Below are 23,470 nucleotides of genomic sequence, written 5' to 3'. Positions count from 1 at the left end.
GTAGTCCTTTGCTTTTTTTCGAAAGCGATTCATGATATAATAAGAGATGTGTTTATTGTATACAAAAATGGTTCAGATTACAAGGTGGTAGGATGGCAATTGATTGGGAAAACTTCTTAGATCCGTATATCCAAGCAGTTGGGGAATTAAAAATCAAACTGCGTGGGATTCGTAAGCAATATCGTAAGCAACAAAAGCATTCTCCAATCGAGTTTGTCACAGGTCGTGTTAAGCCGATTGAGAGTATCCGCGAAAAGATGATCCGAAGAAATATTTCTGAAGAAAATTTGGCTCAGGATATGCAAGATATTGCTGGTCTTCGTATCATGGTCCAGTTCGTAGATGACGTCGAAGAAATCCTAGAGGTTCTGAGACAACGGCAGGATATGCGCGTGGTCCAAGAGCGAGACTACATCCGCCACAAGAAATCAAGTGGCTACCGGAGTTACCACGTCGTGGTCGAGTATCCGGTCGATACTATTGATGGAAATGAAACGATCTTAGCAGAGATTCAAATTCGGACCTTGTCCATGAATTTTTGGGCAACCATTGAACACTCGCTCAATTATAAATATAAAGGAGACTTTCCAGACGAGATCAAAAAACGCTTAGAGACGACAGCAAACCTGGCCTATCTCTTGGATGAAGAGATGGGGGCAATTCGGGATGCGATTCAGGAGGCTCAAGCCCTGTTTGATCCACTTCATCGTAAGTTAAATGATGGCGTTGGAAATAGTGATGACACAGATGAAGACTACAGGTAAAAAAGTATCCATTATTCGCAATCGCAAGCGTCAAAGTGAAGAGGTTTTTCAGCAGTTGCGCTACAAGCTTCGGAAAAATAATTTTATTTTGACGGAGAAGCACCCGGATATTGTGATTTCAATTGGTGGCGATGGGATGTTGCTATCAGCCTTTCACAAGTATGAACACCAGTTGGATCGGGTGCGATTTGTTGGCGTCCATACCGGACACTTAGGATTCTATACGGATTACTTAGACAGTGAAATCGATAAGCTGGTTGAGAACTTAAAATATGATACAGGCGCTAAGGTTTCCTACCCTATTTTGAATGTCAAGATTACTTTCGAAAATGGGGAAACCCGTACCATGAGAGCGTTGAACGAAGCAACGATTAAGAGAAGCGACCGGACCATGGTTGCTGATCTCACGATTAATGGAGTGGATTTTGAGCGCTTCAGAGGAGACGGGATTACCGTTTCGACTCCTACAGGAAGTACGGCTTACAACAAATCCTTGGGAGGAGCAGTCCTTCACCCAACTATTGAGGCGCTGCAGATTGCTGAGATCGCCAGTCTAAACAATCGTGTCTATCGTACCTTGGGTTCTTCTGTCATTGTCCCTAAAAAGGATAAGATCGAGATTACACCGACAAGACCTGGCTTCCACATTATCTCTGTCGACAATTCAACCTATTCTTACCGTAATATTGCAAAGGTAGAATATCAGATTGACAACCATAAGATTAATTTTGTGGCAAGTTCCAGTCACACCAGCTTCTGGAATCGGGTCAAGGATGCCTTTATCGGAGATGATAGAGAATGAGATTTGAATTCATTGTCGATGAGCATGTCAAGATCAAGACCTTCCTGAAAAAGCACGAGGTTTCTAAGGGTCTCTTAGCAAAGATTAAGTTTCGTGGTGGCCAGATCCTTGTCAATGGACGTCCGGAGAATGCGATTTATTTGTTGGATATTGGGGATCGCTTGGTCATTGATATTCCAGCAGAAGAAGGGTTCGAAACCCTAAAACCCATGGATCGGCCTTTGGATATTTTGTTTGAAGATGATCATTTTTTGGTCTTAAACAAACCCTTTGGGATTGCTTCTATTCCAAGTGCGATTCATTCTAATACCTTAGCCAATTTTGTAAAAGGCTATTATGTGAAACAGGGCTACGAGAACCAGCAGGTTCACATTGTCACTCGCCTGGACAAGGATACTAGTGGCGTCATGCTTTTTGCCAAACATGGCTATGCCCATGCCCGCTTGGATAAGCAATTGCAGTCTAAAACGATTCAGAAACGCTATTATGCCTTGGTCAAGGGATCTGGGAAGCTTGATCCTGTCGGAGAGATTATTGCTCCGATTGCGCGTGATGAAGAGTCGATCATAACCCGCAAAGTAGCTAAAGGTGGCAAGTATGCTCATACAAGCTACCAGGTTGTTCAATCTTTTGGTGATATTCACCTAGTGGATATTCAGTTACACACAGGTCGAACCCACCAGATCCGCGTTCATTTTTCCCATATTGGTTTTCCGCTCTTGGGAGATGATCTCTATGGCGGAAGTTTAGAAGACGGCATTGAGCGCCAAGCCCTTCATTGTCATCGTCTATCCTATTATCATCCATTTCTAGAGGAAGAATTGGTCATAGAAAGTCCACTGTCTCCAGATTTCCAAGCTGTATTAACACAGCTTCAAACTAGTTATTAATTATTAAAAGGAGTAAAACTCATGGAAGTTTTCGAAAATCTCAAAGCCAACCTCGTTGGTAAGAATGCACGTATTGTATTACCAGAAGGTGAAGAACCTCGTATCCTCCAAGCGACAAAACGCATTGTGAACGAGACAGAAGTAACCCCTGTCTTGCTTGGTAATCCAGATAAAATTCGGATTTATCTTGAAATCGAAGGGGTTTTGGATGGATATGAAGTCATCGATCCTCATTCTTATCCAGGTTTTGAAGAAATGGTAGCTTCCTTAGTAGAACGTCGTAAGGGCAAAATGACAGAAGAAGAAGCGCGTCAAGTTTTGAAAGACGACGTTAACTATTTTGGTGTCATGTTGGTGCACATGGGAATTGTTGATGGGATGGTATCTGGTGCGATTCACTCAACAGCCGCAACTGTTCGTCCGGCTCTTCAAATTATCAAAACTCGTCCAAATGTAAAACGGACTTCAGGGGCTTTCCTTATGGTTCGTGGATCTGAACGCTACTTGTTTGGGGACTGTGCCATCAATATCAATCCAGATGCTGAAGGATTAGCCGAAATTGCCATCAACTCAGCTATTACCGCCAAGATGTTTGGCATTGATCCAAAAATTGCTATGTTGAGCTATTCAACAAAAGGATCTGGTTTCGGTGAAAGTGTTGATAAGGTTGTCGAAGCGACTAAGCTTGCTCATGAACTTCGTCCAGACCTTGAAATTGACGGGGAATTGCAATTTGACGCAGCCTTTGTCCCTGCGACTGCAGCCTTGAAGGCTCCAGGAAGCAAGGTAGCAGGTCAAGCCAATGTCTTTATCTTCCCTGGTATTGAAGCAGGTAACATTGGATACAAGATGGCAGAACGTCTTGGTGGCTTTGCAGCGGTAGGTCCAGTATTGCAAGGGTTGAACAAACCAGTCAATGACCTCTCTCGTGGATGTAATGCAGATGACGTCTATAAATTAACCTTGATTACGGCTGCTCAAGCTGTGGAGCAATAAGAAATAAATTTAGAGCGTGGGACAGAAATTGGTAATTCGTTAGAATTCGATTTCGTCGTCCCACCTCCGCACAGTTGAGTAGGGCTGTAAAAGCTGATGAAATCAGCGTAGTAGAACCCACTCAGCCACTGCGTCTTGCTCGACAATCCAAAAATAATTGAGAGGCTAGGACTTTTGTCCCAGCCTCTTTTTCTTTATAAAATCAGAATTTCTATACTCTAACTCATTCTGTGGTATACTAGGAATATGTTAGATGTAAAAGATTACGGGATTACCATGTGGGAGGAGGAAAAAATTGCTTCCTTCCGAGAAAAGTTATTAGCCTGGTATGATGCCCATAAACGGGATCTTCCCTGGAGAAGGACCCAGGATCCTTATAAAATTTGGATCTCAGAAATTATGCTCCAGCAGACACGTGTCGATACGGTGATTCCTTATTATGAACGTTTTTTAGACTGGTTTCCGACGGTCGCTGATTTGGCTCAAGCCCCTGAAGAAAAACTCTTAAAAGCTTGGGAAGGCTTGGGGTATTACTCACGTGTCCGCAATATGCAGAAAGCTGCCCAGCAGATAATGGAAAATCACGGAGGAGTGTTTCCATCAAGTTATGAGGAAATATCTAAACTCAAGGGAATTGGGCCTTATACAGCTGGTGCCATTGCTAGTATTGCCTTTGGATTACCAGAGCCAGCAGTGGATGGCAATGTCATGCGTGTTCTAGCTCGCTTGTTTGAGGTGGACTACGATATCGGAGTTCCAACCAATCGCAAGATTTTTCAAGCCATGATGGAAATCTTGATCGATCCGGCCCGGCCGGGTGATTTCAATCAGGCCTTGATGGATTTGGGCTCCGATATTGAGTCCCCAGTCAATCCACGTCCGGAAGAGAGTCCTGTTAAGGAATTTAGCGCGGCCTACCAACATGGGACCATGGATCGTTATCCCATTAAGGCTCCTAAAAAGAAACCGGTACCTGTCTATCTAACAGCCTTTATTATCAAGGATAGTCAAGGACGCTACTTGCTGGAGAAAAATGAGCGAGATGGGCTTTTATCAGGTTTCTGGCATTTCCCCTTGATCGAAGTGGATGGCCTATCTGAGAACCTAGGTCAATTATCTCTATTGGATGGGAAGGGGGAAGCAGAGAGTAACCCAGAAATTATTTCTTTTGAACAGGACTATGACTTGGCCATTGATTGGCAAGACAGATCGTATCCTATCGTTCAGCATATCTTTTCGCATCGCAAGTGGCAGGTTCAGATTCGATACGGCCTAGTAAAAGAAGGAGAGCAGCCAGCAAGTGAATCGACGGTTTGGATAACACCAGAAGAATTTTCCAATTATCCTTTTGCTAAAGCTCAGCAGAAGATTTGGACGACTTTTTCGGAAAATGAAAAATAGCTAGAGACTGATCTCTAGCTATTTTTTTATAAATGAGCGAATGCTTTGATTTCTTCTTCGGACATGGATGAGTCGCAACGAACAGTGACTTCACCGGATTCGACATGTAAAAATCCTGGGACAGTTGGGATACCGTAGGTTGAGCGGAAGGCTTGTAACGCATCTAGCTGACTTGGTTCTTCGCTATTGATAAAATAGATATGAGCTTTTGTTTCAGCTACGACAGTTGCTAACTTAGCAGCAAACTTCCGGCAGTAAGGACAAGTCTTGCGTCCGATAAAGAAGGTCGATGTTTCTTTTTGATCGATCGCTTCTTGCGCACGCGCGACAGTTGTGACTTCAAGATCTTTAATATCTTCTAAAAATTGTTCCATGAGATTACCTCGCTTTCTTCTATGTCTAGTATGCCATATTTTCTATAAAATCGCTGGTATTTGCTACGAAAGAAAGAGAGATTGGGACAGAAATCGGTTATTTGTTAGAATTCGATTTCGTCACACCTCCGCACAGTTGAGTAGGGCTGTAAAAGCTGATGAAATCAGCGTAGTAGAGTCCACTCAACCACTGCGTCTTGCTCGACAATCCAAAAATAATTGAGAGGCTAGGACTTTTGTCCCAGCCTCGTGTTTTAGCCTACAAAAGCATTGATTTCTGCTTCGATGTTCGCAATTTTTTCTTTAGCATCTGCTTCAGATTCACCAACTGTAGCGATGTAGAATTTGATTTTTGGTTCTGTACCTGAAGGACGAACGGCAAACCATGAATCATCAGCCAAGATGTATTTAAGAACGTTACTTGGAGGGGTTGTCAATTTTTCAACGCCGTCAGCAGTAGTAGCTGTTTGTTCCAAGAAGTCTTCTGTCTTAGCAATGTCTGTGTTGTTGAATTGTTTAGGAGCATTGCCACGGAATTTATCCATGATTTTCTTGATTTCAGCAGCTCCGTCAACACCTGAAAGGGTAACAGAGATGGTTTTTTCTGCGAAGTAACCGTATTGTTTGTAGATTTCTTCGATACCATCTGCCAAAGTCATACCACGTGAGCGGTAGTAAGCTGCGATTTCAGCAACGATAAGAACAGCTTGGATAGCGTCTTTGTCACGTACGAATGGTTTGATGAGGTAACCGAAGCTTTCTTCGAAACCAAGCATGTAAGTGTGGTTGTGTTGTGTTTCAAATTCATGAATCTTTTCACCGATAAATTTGAAACCAGTCAAGACGTTAAACATTGTTGCGCCGTAGCTTTCTGCAATCTTAGTTACCAACTCAGTTGATACGATGGATTTACAGAGCGCAGCATTGGCAGGAAGTGTACCAGCTGTTTTGTGAGCTTCAAGAATGTATTTAGCAATGATCGCTCCGATTTGGTTACCAGAAAGGTTGAGGTAAGAACCATCTGGTTGGCGGATTTCAACACCAAGGCGGTCAGCATCTGGGTCAGTTGCAACCAATACATCAGCGTCTACTTTGCGGCCAAGTTCTTCAGCAAGAGCAAAGGCAGCTTGGTTTTCAGGGTTTGGAGATTTAACAGTTGAGAAGTCAGCATCTGGAACAGCTTGAGCTTCAACAACTTGAACAGCTTCAAATCCAGCTTGGGCAAGAGCACGACGAGCCAACATTTCACCAGTACCATGAAGTGGAGTGTAGACAATCTTCATGTCGCGTCCGTATTCATTAATCAAGTCTTGGTTGATGTTTACGCCTTTCACTTCTTTCAAGTATTCAGCGTCGACATTTTCACCGATAACTTCGATGAGACCGCTAGCCTTGCTTTCCTCAAGGTCAGCTAATTGTACAGTGAAAGGATTTTCGATAGCACGGATGTAATCTGTCAATGCATCAGCATCTGCTGGAGGCATTTGTCCACCGTCTTCACCGTATACCTTATATCCGTTAAATGGAGCAGGGTTGTGGCTAGCGGTTACCATGATCCCAGCAAATGTGTGAAGATGACGAACAGCAAATGACAATTCCGGTGTTGGACGTAGGCTTTCAAATACATAAGATTTGATTCCGTGTGCAGCTAAAACTTGAGCAGATTCAAAAGCAAACTCAGGAGAGAAGTGACGGCTATCGTAAGCGATCGCAACACCGCGTTTCTTCGCTTCCTCACCTTTTGAGTCGATCAATTGGGCCAACCCTTCAGTTGCTTGGCGAACAACGTAAATGTTAATGCGGTTGGTACCAGCACCAATCAATCCACGCATACCAGCTGTACCGAATTCAAGGTTGGTATAGAAGGCATCTTCTTTTGTTTTTTCATCCATTGCGACCAACTCATCACGAAGGTAAGCTGGTAATTCAGCAAAGTCGAGCCATTTTTGGTAGTTTTCTTGATAGGTCATGCAAGCGTCTCCTTTTTGCTTATAATTTAATCGCTTACATTATAGCAAATTTTTTCAGAAAACTCTAGCGATAATTGTAAATCTTTTCAAAAAAATAGAGCTAATTCACCATCAAAAAAAGCCAAGATAAATTGGTCTTGGCTTGAAAGGTTATTTTAATTTTTCAAGAGATGGAACGACTGCACTGGTAATGAGTACTGTCGCAATGACTTCGATGAGAGAGTTGGTAGATACAATCAAGGCTAGGAAATGTTGAATCCCACCACCGAAGCTATTTCCAAAGAAGAAATAAATCCCACTTAGAACGAAAATAGTATTGGTCATAGAGCCGACAATTCCAGCGATCACAAGTCCTGTACGATTGCGAATCCAACGATAGACGAAGTAAGGGGTTACCCCGATGAGAATCCGAGGGACTATGGCAATGATAAGGGAGTAGAGATTCCCGTGAGGAACAAAGGGACTAAAGAGATAGCTGGCTGGTGTTATAATCAGGGTATTCATGGTGAGGCTAAAGAGTCCCATGAGGAGTCCTAAGATAGCTCCAATCCGTGGACCGTATATGATAGAGGCGATCACGACAGGAATATGAACCAAGGTTGGTTGAATTCCTGATGGAACAAATTGCAGAATGAAAGATGTCACAAAGTGAATGGTAATCATCACTGCAAAAAAGATGGCAATTCGTGAAATAGAAGATGACTTTCTCATAAACAATTCTCCTTAACAGCTTCAACAATAGATTCTACAGTCGCTAGAGCTCCAGCACCTTTGTCCCCGCAAGCAAGAATAGCATCACGAGGTTGGATCATCTGGTAACCATAGTCTTGTAAGAGTTTTAGATTTCGTTGGGTAGCGGGATGTTCTAACATTTTTGTATTCATAGCAGGGGCCAGTAATTTTTTAGTCCTTTGAGGCAAGGCTAGAGCTGTGCTTGTGACCATATTATCTGCCAGTCCAATAGCCAATTTAGCAATGGTATTGGCACTGGCTGGCGCTACAAGAAAGAGGTCAGTTTCTTTCCCAAGGTCGATGTGCTCGATCCGCTGTGGATCGTCTTCCATCATAACATCTAGCCCCACTTGATTTTTTGAAAGAACTTGCAAGGTTAAAGGGGTGATAAATTTTTGGGCTGAAGGAGTCATGAGGACTTTCACTTCAAAGCCCAATTTGGTTAGTTGGCTGGTAATATCAGCCGCTTTATAGGCGGAAATACTACCGGTAACCGCTAAAGTAATGTGTGTCATAAGTTTCTTTTTATTTGATATAACGTAGGATAGCCTCTGCGATTTCTGCTTTCGTAGAAGCTTCTAGGACCTGATCATCTGTCACTAGATAGGCTTGATGCTGACCGTTCTGAATCTTGGTCAGATCGTTGGCAACGATCATGCTGGCATGATTTTTAACGAGGCTTTCACGCGCTACTTGGATCAACTCTGCAGAAGAAACGTCGACTAATAGCTTAAAGCCGATCAGTTGAATGGCAGGGTTCCATTCTTTGACGAGCGAGATAATCTTCGGATTTTTCTTTAGAAAGAGTACTTGGTATTCTTCTTTGGAAGAAATTTTCGGTTCCTGATTTTCACGATGGATAAAGGAATGAAGATCTTGAGCTTTCTCAACTTCCTCAAGGCCTGTCATGTAAACAGGTGTGTAATCTGAAACAGCCATAGCGTGAATCAAAAACTGATGATGAGCGACTTCCGTTTTCATTTGTGTGAGAAGTTCTTCGACATTCTGCATCAATAGAAGTCGAAGCTGTGGATGAGGATCGGGTTTAAGCGCAGTAGGCGTTGTGATCAAGGTCACCTGATGTCCCTTTGTAAGAGCCATTTCTGCAAGGATTTTCCCTAGGCTCCCGGTGGAATGATTGGTGATCGAACGAACACTATCAATGGCTTCGCTCGTCCCGCCTGATGTAATTAAAATATGCATATGCTTATTTTACACAAAAAAGATACATAAGTAAAGTTCTGAAGCTATTAGGATTAGCTATGTGTAGCCATAAAATTTACATAAAAAACGAACGTTCGATTCAAAAGGTGGAAAAACCATGTCATTTTCGCGAATTTTAGGTATAATAGACCTATCAAATATAAAGGAGTCCCTTATGAAAACAGATATCGAAATTGCTCAAAGCATTGAACTCCAACCGATTGTGGACGTTGTTAAGAAGATCGGTTTGGTAGACGATGATCTTGAATTGTATGGAAAATACAAGGCGAAATTGAGCTTTGATAAGATTCGTGAAGTTGAGAAAAATCCAGTAGGAAAACTTATCTTAGTCACTGCGATCAACCCAACTCCAGCTGGAGAAGGGAAATCAACCATTACCATTGGTCTAGCAGATGCTTTGAATAAAATCGGTAAAAAAACCATGATTGCCATTCGCGAACCTTCTTTAGGTCCAGTTATGGGGATTAAAGGTGGTGCTGCTGGTGGTGGCTATGCCCAAGTTCTACCGATGGAAGACATCAACCTTCATTTCACAGGGGATATGCATGCGATCACAACGGCTAATAACGCTCTCTCAGCATTGATTGATAATCATTTGCATCAAGGAAATGAGCTAGGTATTGACCAACGTCGGATTATCTGGAAACGGGTAGTGGACTTGAATGACCGTGCTCTTCGTCATGTCTCTGTCGGTCTTGGCGGTCCTTTAAATGGGATTCCGCGTGAAGACGGTTTTGATATTACCGTTGCTTCTGAGATCATGGCCATCCTTTGCTTGGCGACAGATATTGAAGATTTGAAACGTCGTTTGGCCAACATTGTAATTGGTTACCGTTATGATCGTAGTCCAGTTTATGTCCGTGATTTGGAAGTGGAAGGGGCTCTTGCCTTGATCCTCAAAGATGCGATTAAGCCAAACCTGGTTCAAACCATCTATGGAACGCCTGCCTTTGTTCACGGTGGTCCATTTGCCAATATTGCCCATGGATGTAACTCTGTATTAGCAACGACGACAGCTCTGCATTTAGCTGATTATACGATTACAGAAGCAGGTTTTGGGGCTGACCTTGGCGCTGAAAAATTCCTTGATATTAAAACTCCAAACTTGCCTACATCACCAGATGCAGTTGTGATTGTAGCGACTCTCCGTGCTCTTAAGATGAACGGTGGAGTGACTAAGGATGCTTTGACTGAAGAAAATGTAGAGGCTGTTCGTGCTGGTTTTGCCAACTTGAAACGCCACGTTGAAAATATCCGTAAGTTTGGCATTCCTGCAGTGGTTGCTATCAATGAATTTATCACCGATACAGCAGCGGAAATTGCTACTTTGAAAGAATTGTGTGCTGAAATTGAGGTGCCAGTTGAGCTTGCGAGTGTATGGGCGAATGGTGCTGACGGTGGAGTTGAACTTGCTGAAACCTTGGTTAAAACCATCGAAACAAGTCCAGCTAACTACACACGCTTGTATGATAATAACCTTTCTGTTGAAGAAAAAATTGAAAAGATTGTTACAGAAATTTATCGCGGTACGAAGGTGAATTTTGAGAAGAAAGCCAAGACACAAATTGCCCAAATCGTGAAAAATGGTTGGGATAAGTTGCCAATCTGTATGGCCAAAACACAATATAGCTTCTCCGATAATCCAAATGCCTTGGGAGCTCCGGAAAACTTTGAAATTACTATTCGTGAAGTGGTTCCAAAATTGGGAGCAGGCTTTATTGTCGCTTTGACTGGGGATGTCATGACCATGCCTGGTCTACCAAAACGTCCAGCTGCTTTAAATATGGATGTGGCTGCTGATGGAACAGCTATTGGCTTGTTCTAATAGACGTCTGATGACAAAAAACAACTTCTGTTCAAATGAGCAGAAGTTGTTTTATTATGTACTCGTCGAATGCTATGGTGCAAGAAGCTGATGACTGGCTTTGTGGTAGGTAAACCAAAGTTGGAGGGTCATTGGGACCCAAATGAGAGGCTCGCAAAGAATGACTCCTATATAGCCTGTATGAGGGATAATGAAAAGTACAAAGAGAATTTTTCCTGTTAACTCGATAAAGCTAGAAATCAAAGGGGTCAATTTTCTACCAATACCTTGGAGGGAATTCCCTAAAATCAAGAGGCATCCTAAGACCGGATAGAAGCAGGAGCTGATTTGCAGATAGAGACTGGCATTTGCGATCAAGTTAGGATCGCTAGATCCAGATATGAGGTTTGTTAAGAACGGGCTTGTAAAGAAGAGGAGGATGGCAACAATGATCGACCAAACGAAGGAGAGAAGACAAGCTTGTTTGACCCCTTTTTGAATCCGTCGAAAGCGTTTAGCACCAAAGTTTTGCGAGGTAAAGGTCGTCATACTAGTGGAAATAGCAGCCATTGGCAGGAGGGCAAAGGACATGATCCGACGAGCTGAGATTTGAGCACTTATGATGGTCATTCCAAGCTTATTGATAGCTGATTGTAAGATAACTGTTCCGATAGAGACAATAGAAGACATGAGCCCCATGGTCAATCCCTGACTGATTAAGTCTTGATAGAGCCTTTGATCCCAAACAAAATCGTTGCGATTTGGCAGGAGGAAAGGCACTTTTTTGCGAATATAAAAGAAACAAAGAAGTGCAGAAAAACTTTGCGCAATAATAGTCGCAATCCCAGCGGATTGGACTCCGAGATGGAGTTGGGTAATAAAATAAAGATCAAGAAGAATATTGAGAACGGCAGCGATAATCAAGAAGTAGAGTGCCGCTAAGCTATCGCCAACCGCTCGAAGAAGTCCGGCACAAAGATTATAGGCAAAGGTCACAGCTACACCATTGACAATAGTGGAGATATAGAGATAGGACTGAGCTATAATAGCTGGTGGGGTCCCTAAAAACTGGAGAAGGGGATAAAGACCCACAACACCAATAGATATCACGAAGAGACTGAGGATGCCGCCAATAACAGCAGTTGCCGCGACAGATTTTCGTAATTGGTCATCGTTTTTAGCTCCATAATTTCTCGCGATAATGATGCCCATCCCATTTCCAACACCGACGGCAAATCCAACAATCAAATCAAAAATAGCAGAGGTCGCCCCAACGGCGGCCAATGATTTTTGACCTAAAAATCGTCCTACAATCATGACATCCGAGGTATTGTAGAGTTGTTGGAAGATATTGGATAAAAGAATAGGAAAGGCAAAACTTAAAAGAGTAGGTAAAATAGGACCATCTATGAGGTCCACACGTTGAATTCTTTTCATAGTGCCATTATACCAACTTCAGTAACTAGCGACAAGCATCAGTAGTTGAATCCCCTTACATTTTTTGATATAATCGTGTCAGAAAAGGAGGCCATATGAGCTTAACGAGCCAATTAATCACTGAAACGTTCCCAGATCTGGATAAAGTCGAAAGGCTGAATATCGAAGCATTTCCAGAAGAAGAGCGTGTTCCTTTGTCAGAATTTTTACGCTATACGGACAATGACGATGCCAATTTCTTTGCTTTTTATAACGAGGAAGAATTTGTCGGATTTGCTTTTTCAATCTATAATCAGAAAGCTTTTTATGTCAGTTTCTTTGCCATTATGCCACATTTAAGAAGCCACGGATATGGTCAAGAAATCATTGAAAAATTGGTGGAATTTTACCAAAGGACCATGATTCTTGAAGTGGAACGTTTAGATGAAGAATGCGACAATATAGAGCAGCGTCAGTCTCGGATGGATTTCTATAAGCGAAATGGATTTAAAACTGCTAATGCTTTTTTAGAATACGATGATCTGAGTTTTGAGATTCTTTATCGAGGCGATCAATTTGATGAGGAGGCTTATCGGGACATCTTCCATAAACTGCAAGCAGAGAATTACTTTGATTTCCGTATTGAATACAGACGCTTTAGTGATCATTAGACATGATATAAAAAAAGTTCTCAGCTAATTTGCAGAGAACTTTTTGGTTACTAATTAAAGAAATAGTTCACGATACTCATGATTTGTGAAAAGAACCAAGGCAGAAACAGAAAAGCTAAGAAAGCAACATGCCATTTCCAATAGAGAGAAACTAGCCCAACCGTTTCTCGGATCCAAGCCGATGGGAGATAATAAAAAGCTGTTTTTGAACCGACACTGCGTCCAGGGATTTTTAATCGTCTCATAAAGACACCAGCCCGAAGAGCGTGAAAGGAATTGGTCACCACAAGGACACTCTTTCCTAGTCCCTGATCTTCAAGAATAGCCTTACTAAATGTCAAATTCTCAAAAGTCGTTCGAGAACGATTCTCAATCAAAATGTCTTCCTGTGGTACACCCTGTTCCATCAGGTAGTTTGCCATAGCTTCCGCCTCTGAGGTTAACTCATCAGCACCTTGACCACCAGAAACAATCAGTTTTGGTCGTCCCTTAAACTGCTCATAGATAGTCTTTGCTTTAGTTAGACGCTGGGCCAAAAGTGGTGGTACTTTATCCCCAATTAGACCGGAGCCGAGGACGATGATAGCATCGGGCTCTTTACGAACGGGGAAGTAATTGCAAAATGTCCCGTATAAAACATAAGAAAGATAAAGAAAAGTCGAGTAAAAGAGGGCAAAGTCTGTTGGATAAATCAAGAGATCTTTCCCTGGGAAATAAGGAAGGAAATGAAGCGCCAAGGTGCCGATAATAAAGATCCCATATAGGAGTGAGAGGAGGTTAGCCAACCTTTTGCCTTCAAAAGACATCATTTGCCGGCCGTTAAAAAGAAGAAAAACAGTTGAGAAAATAATACTGAGTAAAACAAGAATAGCAAGTACTGAAAAGATAATGATGGCAACCTTTTGGTTAAACCATAGCTCGGTACGAACAACTAGTAGAAGGGCAGAAATCAGGAGAAAAATGCCGAAACTTATTGAAAAGAGATAAGCATTGATCAGTCGTCTGCGGTCGTTCAAAAAGAAAAATAAAAAAATGGTAGCTGGAACCAACCAGAATAGATATAGAAACATGATGACTCCTAAATATAGTAGTAGTTCAATTGTAACATAATTTACTAAGAGATGCTCATTAACTCCACAATCGTTCAATGTTGTTAAAAGCCTTAACTGCTAATTGAGAAAATCAATAGATTCAGAAAAAAGGAATTGCCGTGGCGGATAAAAGCTGTTATACTAGAGAAGATTGACAAATGTAAAGGAGAACACATGTTACGAAAAGGTTCCTTAACAGGTTTGCTGTTATTTGGTATTTTCTTTGGTGCAGGGAATTTGATCTTTCCACCTGCGCTAGGTGCCCAGTCGGGTAGCCATTTTTGGCCAGCTATTGCTGGATTTGTCTTATCAGGAGTAGGGATTGCGATTATCACCTTGATTATTGGGACACTCAATCCTAAAGGGTATATCCATGAGATTTCACGAAAAATTGCTCCTTGGTTTGCCATCGTTTATCTGGTAGCCTTGTATCTGTCTATTGGTCCCTTCTTTGCGATTCCAAGAACAGCTACCGTTTCCTACGAAGTTGGGATTGCCCCCTTGTTAGGAAATGCCAATGGAGGACTTGGTCTCTTCATTTTTACCTTGATCTATTTCTGTTTGGCCTATTTGATTGCCTTGTATCCTTCTAAAATCCTAGATAGTATTGGTCGGATTTTAACACCTGTCTTTGCTATCTTGATTGTTGTACTCGTTGTCCTTGGTGCTCTCAACTACAGCGGACACGCGCCTCAAGTGGCAACAGAAGCCTACCAAGCATCTGCCTTTGGGCAAGGTTTCCTCGAAGGGTACAATACCTTGGATGCCCTTGCTTCAGTGGCTTTTAGTGTGATTGCGGTGACCACCCTCAATCAACTTGGTTTCACCAGCAAGAAAGAATACATTAAAACCATCTGGATCGTTGGGATCGTCGTAGCCATTGGCTTTAGTATTTTGTATATTGGATTGGGTTATCTTGGAAATCACTTCCCAATTCCAGCAGAAGTGATGGCTTCCGATGCCAATAAGGGTGTTTATGTCCTCTCAGAAGCAACCAAGGCTATCTTTGGCCCAGTTGCTCAAATTTTCCTTGCAGGTATGGTGACGGTGACTTGCTTTACCACAACAGCCGGTTTGATCGTATCGACAGGGGAATTCTTCCATAACACTTTCCCTAAAATTTCCTACAAAATCTATGCAACCCTCTTTACCTTGATTGGATTCTCCATTGCTAATCTTGGTTTGAGTGCCATTATTGCCTATTCATTGCCTGTTTTGATGATTCTTTACCCAATCACCATTACCATTGTATTGATTGTCATTGTGAATAAATTTACTCAACTATCAAAACCAGGAATGCAGCTGACTATTTTCCTAGTTAGCTTGGTTGCGATTGCAGATGTTCTGGCAAGTACCTTTAAACTTGCAGGACTCGCTAATATCATTAAGCACTTGCCGTTTGCTGCCCAATCCCTCCCATGGTTATTACCAGCAGTCGTTGGTATTGTCCTTGCTCTGTTCTTGCCTAATAAACAAAGTGCAGAATAATAAGATTTACTAGAAACTCTAAAGTTACCTGCTTTAGAGTTTTTTTGATTTTGAAACTAGTAACGAAATGGATTCTTTAAAACCAAAACGTAGCAGAAATTTTTAATTTAAGGAAGGGCATGTTATACTATTTCTAACATATCAATATACGGAGCATTTTATGAATCAAATCGTTTTCTCTTTCACTGTCTTTCTGGCAGGGATTCTCTCCTTTTTCTCTCCCTGTGTCTTTCCTTTGCTCCCGGTCTACATAGGCGTTTTGCTAGGAAGTGATCAGGAAAAATCCGTTCAGATTTTTGGGAAAAAGATACGCTGGCATGGCATCGTTAAGACCTTGTGTTTTATCGCAGGTATTTCTGTTATTTTCCTTATCATAGGTTTCGGAGCTGGCTTATTGGGGCAGGTTATGTATACCAACTGGTTCCGCTACGTGATGGGAGCGCTGATCATTATCCTTGGTCTTCATCAGATGGAAGTCTTTCATTTTCATTTCCTTGAGAAGCAAAAATCAGTAGATTTTGGAGCCAACAAACAGAAGAATGAGTTGTTTTCAGCCTTTCTTCTTGGTCTTGGATTTAGTTTTGGTTGGACGCCTTGCATTGGCCCTGTATTAGGATCGGTTCTAGCATTAGCAGCATCCAATGGACAAGATGCCCTCGTGGGTGCTCTCTATCTCTTTATCTATACATTAGGGATGGCCATCCCATTCTTGCTCTTAGCACTGGCATCAGGCCTTGTATTGCCTTATTTCAATCGTCTCAAACCCCATCTCTTGTTGCTGAAGAAAATCGGTGGAGCCATCATCATTATTATGGGGATTCTATTACTCTTGGGACAATTAAATAGCTTGTCTTCAATCTTTTCATAAATCAAATGGAGGTATTATACCTATGAAATTTATCAAATATACGTGTTTTTCAATCCTCTCAATCGCTTTACTGTCTGCTTGTTCGATGGAGCAATCAAGTGAGAGTGGTATGAACAATATGAGCAATCAAACCATGACCAACACAACCTCAAGTAAACATCCCTTAGTAGGAAAAGAAGCAAGTGACTTCGAACTAAAAGACATGAAGGGGAACACAGTTAAGCTTTCACATTATAAAGGAAAAAAGGTTTACTTGAAATTCTGGGCGACTTGGTGTGGTCCTTGTCGCCAAAGCATGCCTGAACTCAATAAATTAGTTGAAGAAAAGGACCGGGACTTTGAAATTCTGACCATTATGGCACCAGGACTCCAAGGTGAAAAAACAGAGGAAGAATTCGTCAAATGGTTTGATCAACAAGATTACAAGTCAGTACCGGTCTTGTACAATCCAGACGGTTCTTCATTTGCAGATTATCAAGTTCGCTCTATTCCTACAGAAGTCTTTATAGATAGCCACGGAAAAATTGGACATGTACAATTAGGGGCTATTTCAAACGAAGATGCTAAGAAGATTATCAAGGAGTTAAAATAAAAAAATGAAGCACGAAGCTTCATTTTTTTATTAGTTGCTTGCACCAGAAGTGGCATCAGCATCTCCGTGGCCTCCGTCACCATGTCCTCCAGCATCAGAAGCACCAGAAGTTGCATCTGCATCACCATGACCACCAGCAGGAGCAAATGGTCCGCTACCACCTACAAGGCGTTGTCCGGTTGTTTGCAGGTACCAATCTAACCATGGTTTGAAGTTGAAGACAATCTCATTGATACCAGCGTAAGAACCATCTTCATAATACATAGCTTGGTAGTTGTGGGTGTTGATCACGCCTTCAGGAGATCCTGGAACAATGGTCCTAACATAGTCTTGGTTACCGTTACGAAGGGTACCAATCACCCATTCCACGTTTTTCATACGTGCTGGTGGAAGGGATCCGTGAACAGTTGACATCCGGCTACCTGATTGAGGTGGCACGCGTTTCGCAAACATGGTATCTGGATCTTGGTGGGCATTGTTGTAGTAGAGGAATTGGTTGTTGTCATCAGCGTACGTCAATTCGAAAGGCATAGCTTTCAAGAACATATCAATCTGATTAACAGTCAGGATACCGTGGTCCAATTTGACATAAGTATCACCAGATACAGCCCCTGTAATTTCTGCAACTTTTTCTACCCAATCTGGATCATCCGGATCAACCTCGGTAACAGTAGTAGCGATTGGTTTTCCGCAATCCAAATCTTCTGGTTCAATTGGTTTTGGTTTTTTCAATTTAGAAACGACTCCTACGTATTTCACAAAGTTATCTAAACAAGTTTCAAGGAATTTTACAGTCCCTTCGTTGATGATATTGCCGTCTGCATCAAAAGCTTCTTTTGCTTTTCCAAGAAGGAATTCATTTCCTGGAAGGGTATAAGCATTGACACCTGGGGCATCGAGGATCTTACGGAGGTGAACTTGCGCACGTGAAGTCCCTTGATCATAGTAAGAAGCACCGACGATCATAACCGGTTTGTTTTCAAATGGATGCACCTCGAAAGAGAGCCATTCAAGAACAGACTTGAGAGCAGCAGAGATCGTATGGTTGTGCTCAGGAGTGGCGATGATGACACCATCTGCACGAGTGATTTTGTTATATAAAAGACGTAATTGGAAACTTTCGTCCCATTTTTCATCTTGGTTAAACATTGGAACTTCATCGATTTCAAGAACTTCCAATTCAAATTTGATCTTAAATTGGCGGCGAATGAATTCCAAAAGTTTACGGTTATATGATTGATCGTAGTTCGATCCTACAAGTCCAACAAATTTCATTCTTTTCTGTCTCCTATCTTACAAGTTTTCCCAGTCAAATTCTTCAGCATCTTTGCGAAGCAATTCTTGGGCGTTGCGCAATTTGTCTGTGATTTTCACAAACACACGGAAATCATCAAAGATGGCATCTAATTTTTGAATGACATCTAAATCCACCAAGTCTCCATTTTGATCAAAGGCTTGCAATGAATGAGAGAGCAAGAATTCATCTGGTAAGACATTCGCTTTGATTTCTGGAGCATTTAAGATTTGGCGAAGTTGGAGTTGGGCGCGTGAAGATCCCAACGTACCGTACGAAGCCCCAGTAATCATGACTGGTTTATTCAACAATGGGAAGACTCCGTATGAGAGCCATGCTAGAGCACTCATCAAGACTGCTGGAATAGAGTGGTCATATTCTGGAGTCCCAATAATGACTCCATCAGCCTCCTCGATTTTGGCAACAATTTCCAAAACAGCTTCAGGCACTTGTTTGTCAGCTGGTTTATTAAAGACAGGAATATCTTTGATTTCAACTAATTCAATTTCAGCTTTATCAGCAAAATGTTTTTGCATGTATTGAAGCAGTTGACGGTTTGTAGAACGTTTGGAGTTAGTCCCCACAATCGCAATAAGTTTTACCATGGAAATTTCCTTTCTGATAACAGAATTATAAATAAGATTGAAGCCCATTTGTATAGGCGATCTTGCCTGATTGTGAAACCAATAAGGTCTCTATACCAGGAAGTGATTCAACAGTGTTGAGGATAGAAGTAGGAGAGTCCCCGAACAGGCGGGTAGTCCATATCTCCCCGTCTACGGATCGATCAGATATAATGGTGATACTGGCTAAGTCTGTCTCTACCGGATAGCCTGTCGCGCTATCAAAGATATGGTGAAACGACTGGCCGTCGACTTCTAAATGACGCTCGTAGATGCCAGAGGTGACAACAGACTTATCCTTGACCGAGAGGACCAGTAAGTGATTTCCTCTTTTTTCGAAAGGATTTTGAATGCCAATCCGCCAAGGCTGCTGTTTAACAGGGTGTTGACCGACGGTTAGGATATTTCCTCCAAGATCGATCAAGGCATTCTTGATTCCCTTACCTCTCAGATAGGTAGCAATTAGATCTGCACTATAGCCTTTTGCTAAAGCTCCCAAGTCGATCTTCATTCCAGGACGTTTCAAAAAGACTGTATAGTTTTCTTGGTCTAGTTGAATCTGCTGGGGATCGATCTTTAAAAGTGCTTGTTCGATTTCTTCTGGTGCAGGCCGTCTGGCATCTGAAAATCCGATCCGCCAGGTTTGCACAAGAGGGCCGATAGCAATGTTTAAATGGCTATTTTTAGCTTGACTATGCAAGGTACCTAATGCAATCAGTTCAAAAAGATCTGGATGAACTTGAACAGGAGCAACACCAGCTTGGTGATTGACTTCCATGAGTTCAGAACTTGCATCATTAGCACTGAAGCGATGTTCGTAGGAGCGAAGAAGTTCAAAGCAATGCGCAAGGAGTTCATCCGCTTGTGGGTCACAGATCGAAACGGTGATGGTGGTACCCATCAGACGTTCGGATCGACTACTTAGGTCCACTAAAAATCTATCCTTTCCAATTTTCACTTACTTACAGTATACCAAATAGAGACCGTTTTCACAATCCTTTCGGACAAATTATTTGACTTTTCTTGAAAGCTGTGGAAGGAAGCTTTCAGAAGGTTTGAAAAAAAGATCACAAATATTAAGCAAATATCTTGTAACCGATATCATTTTTATGATATAATCAAGAAGTAAATTAAATTAAAGGTAGGACTTTTTCTATGAGTAAAATCGTTGTTGTAGGGGCAAACCATGCCGGAACAGCATGTATCAACACTATGTTAGATAATTTTGGATATGAAAATGAAATTGTAGTTTTCGACCAAAACTCTAATATTTCATTCCTTGGGTGCGGAATGGCGCTTTGGATCGGTGAGCAAATTGATGGTCCAGAAGGTCTCTTCTACTCTGACAAAGAAAAATTGGAAGCAAAAGGTGCAAAAGTCTACATGAACTCTCCTGTTCTTTCAATTGACTATGACAACAAAGTGGTAACTGCAGAAGTTGATGGAAAAGAACACAAAGAATCTTATGAAAAATTAATCTTTGCGACTGGTTCAACACCAATCATTCCTCCAATTAAAGGAGTTGAAATCGTTCCTGGTAACCGTGAATTCAAAGCAACTCTTGAAAATCTTCAATTCGTTAAATTGTACCAAAATGCTGAAGAAGTGATCGAAAAATTGAAAGACAACAGCAAACACTTGAATCGTATCGCTGTAGTTGGTGGTGGTTACATCGGTGTTGAACTTGCTGAAGCTTTCGAACGTCTAGGTAAAGACGTTGTCTTGGTGGATATCGTGGACACTGTCTTGAACGGCTACTATGACAAAGACTTTACAGACATCATGGCGAAAAACTTGGAAGACCACAACATCCGTTTGGCTCTTGGACAAACTGTTCAAGCAGTTGAAGGAGATGGTAAGGTAGAACGTCTTGTAACCGATAAAGAAACCTTCGATGTAGACATGGTCATCTTGGCTGTTGGTTTCCGTCCGAATACAGCTCTTGCAGATGGTAAGATTGAACTCTTCCGCAATGGTGCCTTCCTTGTTGATAAGAAACAAGAAACGTCACTTCCAGGTGTCTATGCAGTTGGTGACTGTGCGACTATCTATGACAATGCACGTGGTGAAATGAGCTACATCGCACTTGCATCTAATGCGGTTCGTTCAGGTATTGTTGGTGCCTACAATGCGACTGGTCATGAATTGGAAGGAATCGGTGTTCAAGGTTCTAACGGTATCTCTATCTATGGCCTTCATATGGTTTCAACTGGTTTGACTCTTGAAAAAGCAAAAGCTGCCGGCTTCAATGCCACTGAAACAGGCTTCAATGACCTTCAAAAACCTGAATTTATTAAACATGATAACTATGAGGTTGGTATCAAGATTGTTTATGACAAAGACACTCGTCAAATCCTTGGAGCTCAAATGGTATCACGTGATAGCGCCATCTCAATGGCCATCCACATGTTCTCACTTGCTATTCAAGAACACGTGACGATTGATAAGTTAGCCTTGACTGACTTGTTCTTCTTGCCACACTTCAACAAACCTTACAACTACATCACAATGGCAGCTTTAACTGCTGAATAATAGCTAAAGTTCTATTAAAAACTTTCCTTAGGTGAGTACGGACGTCAGCGAACTTCGTAGAAGTTCCATGACTAATTATTGAGCCTAAGGTCTCAATAATTCCGAGTGCCTGAAACTGTATTGTTTCAGGCACTTTTCTCACAGCGGAAAGTTTTGACTTTTCTTTATTCATTCCATAATAAATAGAACATATTTATATTTCTTTGTAGAATTTCTTAACTTATTTTACTTGATAAAATGGTTTGTCTACATTCTAAACAAAACTAACAAGGGTGGTTTTGTTTTTTTCTGTCTTTCCATGTATTCAGAGGCAGTGAAATAAGGTATAATGAATAGGATAAGAGTTTGAAGGAGTTAGGGAATGTCTGCTAAAGAAGAAGCCTTAAAAAAGGAATTTCATTTTGCCTCTAGTTCGATTGTGGCCCATATTGTCAGAGGTGTTCTGGTTGGGATCGTTGTGGGCTGCATCGTCTCAAGTTTTCGCTTTTTAATCGAACATATTTTTCATTTTGTTCAAGGCGTCTACAAGGAGATGTCTGGTCAACCACTTTATTTGCTGGCGATGCTGTTGGGGTATGGGGTGATCGTACTGATTGCTGGTCGCCTTATTTGCACCAATCGGGATATCAAGGGATCGGGAATTCCGCAAGTCGAAGCAGAGCTCAAGGGACTCTTAGCAGTGAGCTGGTGGGATACCTTGTGGAAGAAGTATATTCTAGGTGTCTTGGCCATCGGAAGTGGCTTGATGCTTGGTCGTGAAGGTCCTAGTATTCAATTAGGGGCTATGGGTGGAAAAGGAGTGGCCCATCATTTGAAGGTCAGCCCAGTTGAAGAGCGGTCTTTGATTGCAAGTGGAGCTGCTGCAGGGCTTGCAGCCGCCTTTAATGCACCTATAGCAGGACTTTTATTTGTCGTGGAAGAAGTCTACCATCATTTTTCTCGATTCTTTTGGATTTCGACCTTGGCCGCTAGTCTGACTGCTAATTTTATTTCACTCAATGTCTTTGGTCAAACACCCGTACTTCATATGCCGCAAAATATTCCGCCACTCCATTTGTCTCAGTACTGGATTTACCTTTTTCTCGGAGTCTTTTTGGGGGCAGCAGGTTATGTCTATGAAGTAGTGGTGCTGAATATCGGTCGATTGTATCGTTTACTTGAAAAGATTTTTCATGTTCCCTCTCATTACTCTTCCTTATTTGCCTTTGTCTCGATTCTTCCAATCGGCTATTTCCTTCCACAAATTCTTGGTGGTGGGAACCAATTGGTCTTGGATTTAGCTCGAGTACCGTATCCAGTGCTGACCATCCTTCTCTATTTTGTGATCCGTTTCATCTGGAGTATGTTGAGCTATGGTAGTGGCTTACCAGGTGGCATCTTCCTGCCCATACTAGCATTAGGATCACTTTTAGGGGCCATCGTTGGAACCTTCCTCCAAAACATTGGCTTTATCTCTCAAAATCAGCTGCCTTTTTTCATCATTTTAGGAATGAGTGGGTATTTTGGAGCTATTTCAAAAGCGCCATTAACAGCTATGATTTTGGTAACAGAGATGGTCGGTGATATTCGTAGTTTAATGCCACTGGGTATGGTCACCTTGCTGGCTTACATGATCATGGATCTCTTCCATGGAGCACCAGTCTATGAAGCCATGCTGGAGCAACTCTTACCTGATAAGGCGCAAGAAGAAGGAGAGTTGACCTTGATTGAGATTCCTGTATCCGAAAAGATTGCAGGGAAACAAGTTCATGAACTCGAACTCCCTCAAGATATTTTGATCACCACGCAAATGCGAAGTGGTAAGAGCTATACGGTCAATGGTGCGACCCGCTTGTATCTAGGTGATAGCATTTTTGTGGTGGTGAAAGAATCTGAAATTGGACGAGTCAAGGATATTCTTTTGTAAAAGACAGTTTCTTAGAAAAGTCTTTCTATTAT

At 41.9% G+C, this 23,470-nt stretch carries 22 protein-coding genes; 12 read left to right on the top strand and 10 right to left on the bottom strand.

The window, feature by feature from the left end; translation table 11 throughout:
- Nucleotides 1-92 precede the first annotated feature (92 nt).
- From QM870_RS06545 to mutY, 5 genes are all read left to right on the top strand, one after another.
- Nucleotides 93-764: a GTP pyrophosphokinase gene (locus tag QM870_RS06545; RefSeq protein WP_023918039.1), complete on the top strand. Its 672-nt coding sequence runs from the start codon at nucleotides 93-95 to the stop codon at nucleotides 762-764.
- On the top strand, nucleotides 748-1,566 hold the full coding sequence (locus QM870_RS06540) for an NAD kinase (protein ID WP_282188909.1): 819 nt from the start codon (nucleotides 748-750) through the stop codon (nucleotides 1,564-1,566). The genes QM870_RS06545 and QM870_RS06540 overlap by 17 nt, the downstream gene beginning before the upstream one ends.
- A complete protein-coding gene (locus tag QM870_RS06535) occupies nucleotides 1,563-2,456 on the top strand; it encodes an RluA family pseudouridine synthase (protein ID WP_414369115.1) in 894 nt (297 codons plus the stop codon). The genes QM870_RS06540 and QM870_RS06535 overlap by 4 nt, the downstream gene beginning before the upstream one ends.
- A 21-nt stretch (nucleotides 2,457-2,477) precedes the next feature.
- The gene (pta, locus tag QM870_RS06530) at nucleotides 2,478-3,452 is read left to right on the top strand and encodes a phosphate acetyltransferase (RefSeq protein ID WP_021153149.1); all 975 of its coding nucleotides are present in this window, start codon (nucleotides 2,478-2,480) and stop codon (nucleotides 3,450-3,452) included.
- A gap of 246 nt (nucleotides 3,453-3,698) precedes the next feature.
- Entirely contained in the window at nucleotides 3,699-4,853 is a 1,155-nt protein-coding gene (gene mutY, locus QM870_RS06525; protein ID WP_070594557.1) for an A/G-specific adenine glycosylase, read from the top strand.
- 26 nt (nucleotides 4,854-4,879) lie between these two features.
- Here the strand turns inward: mutY and QM870_RS06520 are convergent, their stop codons facing one another.
- The 5 genes from QM870_RS06520 to QM870_RS06500 all read right to left on the bottom strand — a co-directional run bounded on the left by QM870_RS06520 (nucleotide 4,880) and on the right by QM870_RS06500 (nucleotide 9,132).
- On the bottom strand, nucleotides 4,880-5,227 hold the full coding sequence (locus QM870_RS06520) for a thioredoxin domain-containing protein (protein WP_070594558.1): 348 nt from the start codon (nucleotides 5,225-5,227) through the stop codon (nucleotides 4,880-4,882).
- 254 nt (nucleotides 5,228-5,481) lie between these two features.
- A complete protein-coding gene (locus QM870_RS06515; RefSeq protein ID WP_049499034.1) occupies nucleotides 5,482-7,197 on the bottom strand; it encodes a phospho-sugar mutase in 1,716 nt (571 codons plus the stop codon).
- A gap of 150 nt (nucleotides 7,198-7,347) precedes the next feature.
- Nucleotides 7,348-7,908 (bottom strand): ECF transporter S component, encoded by a 561-nt coding sequence (locus tag QM870_RS06510; RefSeq protein ID WP_150906024.1) that lies wholly within the window; start codon nucleotides 7,906-7,908, stop codon nucleotides 7,348-7,350.
- Complete coding sequence (gene coaC, locus QM870_RS06505) at nucleotides 7,905-8,444, bottom strand: phosphopantothenoylcysteine decarboxylase (protein WP_414369112.1); 540 nt, start codon at nucleotides 8,442-8,444, stop codon at nucleotides 7,905-7,907. Before coaC ends, QM870_RS06510 begins: the two co-directional genes overlap by 4 nt.
- Nucleotides 8,445-8,454: 10 nt before the next feature.
- Entirely contained in the window at nucleotides 8,455-9,132 is a 678-nt protein-coding gene (locus tag QM870_RS06500) for a phosphopantothenate--cysteine ligase (protein ID WP_414369110.1), read from the bottom strand.
- 175 nt (nucleotides 9,133-9,307) lie between these two features.
- Between QM870_RS06500 and QM870_RS06495 the strand changes: the two genes are divergently transcribed.
- Nucleotides 9,308-10,978, top strand: coding sequence for a formate--tetrahydrofolate ligase (locus QM870_RS06495; RefSeq protein WP_227197355.1), 1,671 nt, complete (start codon nucleotides 9,308-9,310; stop codon nucleotides 10,976-10,978).
- A gap of 72 nt (nucleotides 10,979-11,050) precedes the next feature.
- Here the strand turns inward: QM870_RS06495 and QM870_RS06490 are convergent, their stop codons facing one another.
- Nucleotides 11,051-12,394, bottom strand: a complete 1,344-nt coding sequence (locus QM870_RS06490; RefSeq protein ID WP_061455549.1) for an MATE family efflux transporter — start codon at nucleotides 12,392-12,394, stop codon at nucleotides 11,051-11,053.
- A 95-nt stretch (nucleotides 12,395-12,489) separates the two neighbouring features.
- Here QM870_RS06490 and QM870_RS06485 point away from each other — a divergent pair, with 95 nt between their 5' ends.
- Nucleotides 12,490-13,044 carry a GNAT family N-acetyltransferase gene (locus QM870_RS06485; protein WP_061455550.1) on the top strand — a complete coding sequence of 185 codons (555 nt, stop codon included), beginning with the start codon at nucleotides 12,490-12,492 and terminating at the stop codon, nucleotides 13,042-13,044.
- 50 nt (nucleotides 13,045-13,094) lie between these two features.
- On the opposite strand, the gene QM870_RS06480 is transcribed toward QM870_RS06485, so the two are convergent.
- Nucleotides 13,095-14,114 (bottom strand): YdcF family protein, encoded by a 1,020-nt coding sequence (locus QM870_RS06480; protein WP_414369108.1) that lies wholly within the window; start codon nucleotides 14,112-14,114, stop codon nucleotides 13,095-13,097.
- Between the two features lie 195 nt (nucleotides 14,115-14,309).
- Between QM870_RS06480 and brnQ the strand changes: the two genes are divergently transcribed.
- The 3 genes from brnQ to QM870_RS06465 all read left to right on the top strand — a co-directional run bounded on the left by brnQ (nucleotide 14,310) and on the right by QM870_RS06465 (nucleotide 17,083).
- Nucleotides 14,310-15,623 carry a branched-chain amino acid transport system II carrier protein gene (gene brnQ, locus QM870_RS06475; RefSeq protein WP_195529464.1) on the top strand — a complete coding sequence of 438 codons (1,314 nt, stop codon included), beginning with the start codon at nucleotides 14,310-14,312 and terminating at the stop codon, nucleotides 15,621-15,623.
- A 160-nt stretch (nucleotides 15,624-15,783) separates the two neighbouring features.
- Nucleotides 15,784-16,491, top strand: a complete 708-nt coding sequence (gene ccdA2 / locus QM870_RS06470; protein WP_049497920.1) for a thiol-disulfide oxidoreductase-associated membrane protein CcdA2 — start codon at nucleotides 15,784-15,786, stop codon at nucleotides 16,489-16,491.
- 22 nt (nucleotides 16,492-16,513) lie between these two features.
- Complete coding sequence (locus tag QM870_RS06465) at nucleotides 16,514-17,083, top strand: TlpA family protein disulfide reductase (RefSeq protein WP_195529462.1); 570 nt, start codon at nucleotides 16,514-16,516, stop codon at nucleotides 17,081-17,083.
- A 30-nt stretch (nucleotides 17,084-17,113) separates the two neighbouring features.
- Here QM870_RS06465 and QM870_RS06460 read toward each other — a convergent pair whose 3' ends face one another.
- From QM870_RS06460 to QM870_RS06450, 3 genes are read right to left on the bottom strand one after another with little or no spacing between them, the layout of a single operon-like run.
- A complete protein-coding gene (locus tag QM870_RS06460) occupies nucleotides 17,114-18,358 on the bottom strand; it encodes an NAD(P)H-dependent oxidoreductase (RefSeq protein WP_195529461.1) in 1,245 nt (414 codons plus the stop codon).
- Nucleotides 18,359-18,376: 18 nt separating this feature from the next.
- The gene (locus QM870_RS06455; RefSeq protein ID WP_414369104.1) at nucleotides 18,377-18,982 is read right to left on the bottom strand and encodes an NADPH-dependent FMN reductase; all 606 of its coding nucleotides are present in this window, start codon (nucleotides 18,980-18,982) and stop codon (nucleotides 18,377-18,379) included.
- Nucleotides 18,983-19,007: 25 nt separating this feature from the next.
- On the bottom strand, nucleotides 19,008-19,931 hold the full coding sequence (locus QM870_RS06450; protein WP_239682948.1) for an FAD:protein FMN transferase: 924 nt from the start codon (nucleotides 19,929-19,931) through the stop codon (nucleotides 19,008-19,010).
- 224 nt (nucleotides 19,932-20,155) lie between these two features.
- On the opposite strand from QM870_RS06450, the gene nox reads away from it, so the two are divergent.
- Both nox and QM870_RS06440 read left to right on the top strand, forming a co-directional pair.
- Nucleotides 20,156-21,532, top strand: a complete 1,377-nt coding sequence (nox, locus tag QM870_RS06445; protein ID WP_223345096.1) for a H2O-forming NADH oxidase — start codon at nucleotides 20,156-20,158, stop codon at nucleotides 21,530-21,532.
- 361 nt (nucleotides 21,533-21,893) lie between these two features.
- Entirely contained in the window at nucleotides 21,894-23,438 is a 1,545-nt protein-coding gene (locus tag QM870_RS06440) for a ClC family H(+)/Cl(-) exchange transporter (protein ID WP_414369102.1), read from the top strand.
- The last annotated feature ends 32 nt before the right edge of the window (nucleotides 23,439-23,470 follow it).

The organism is Streptococcus parasanguinis (assembly GCF_047463195.1).
In the GTDB taxonomy this organism is placed as follows: domain Bacteria; phylum Bacillota; class Bacilli; order Lactobacillales; family Streptococcaceae; genus Streptococcus; species Streptococcus parasanguinis_R.
This window is presented reverse-complemented; position numbering and strand designations above follow the sequence as displayed.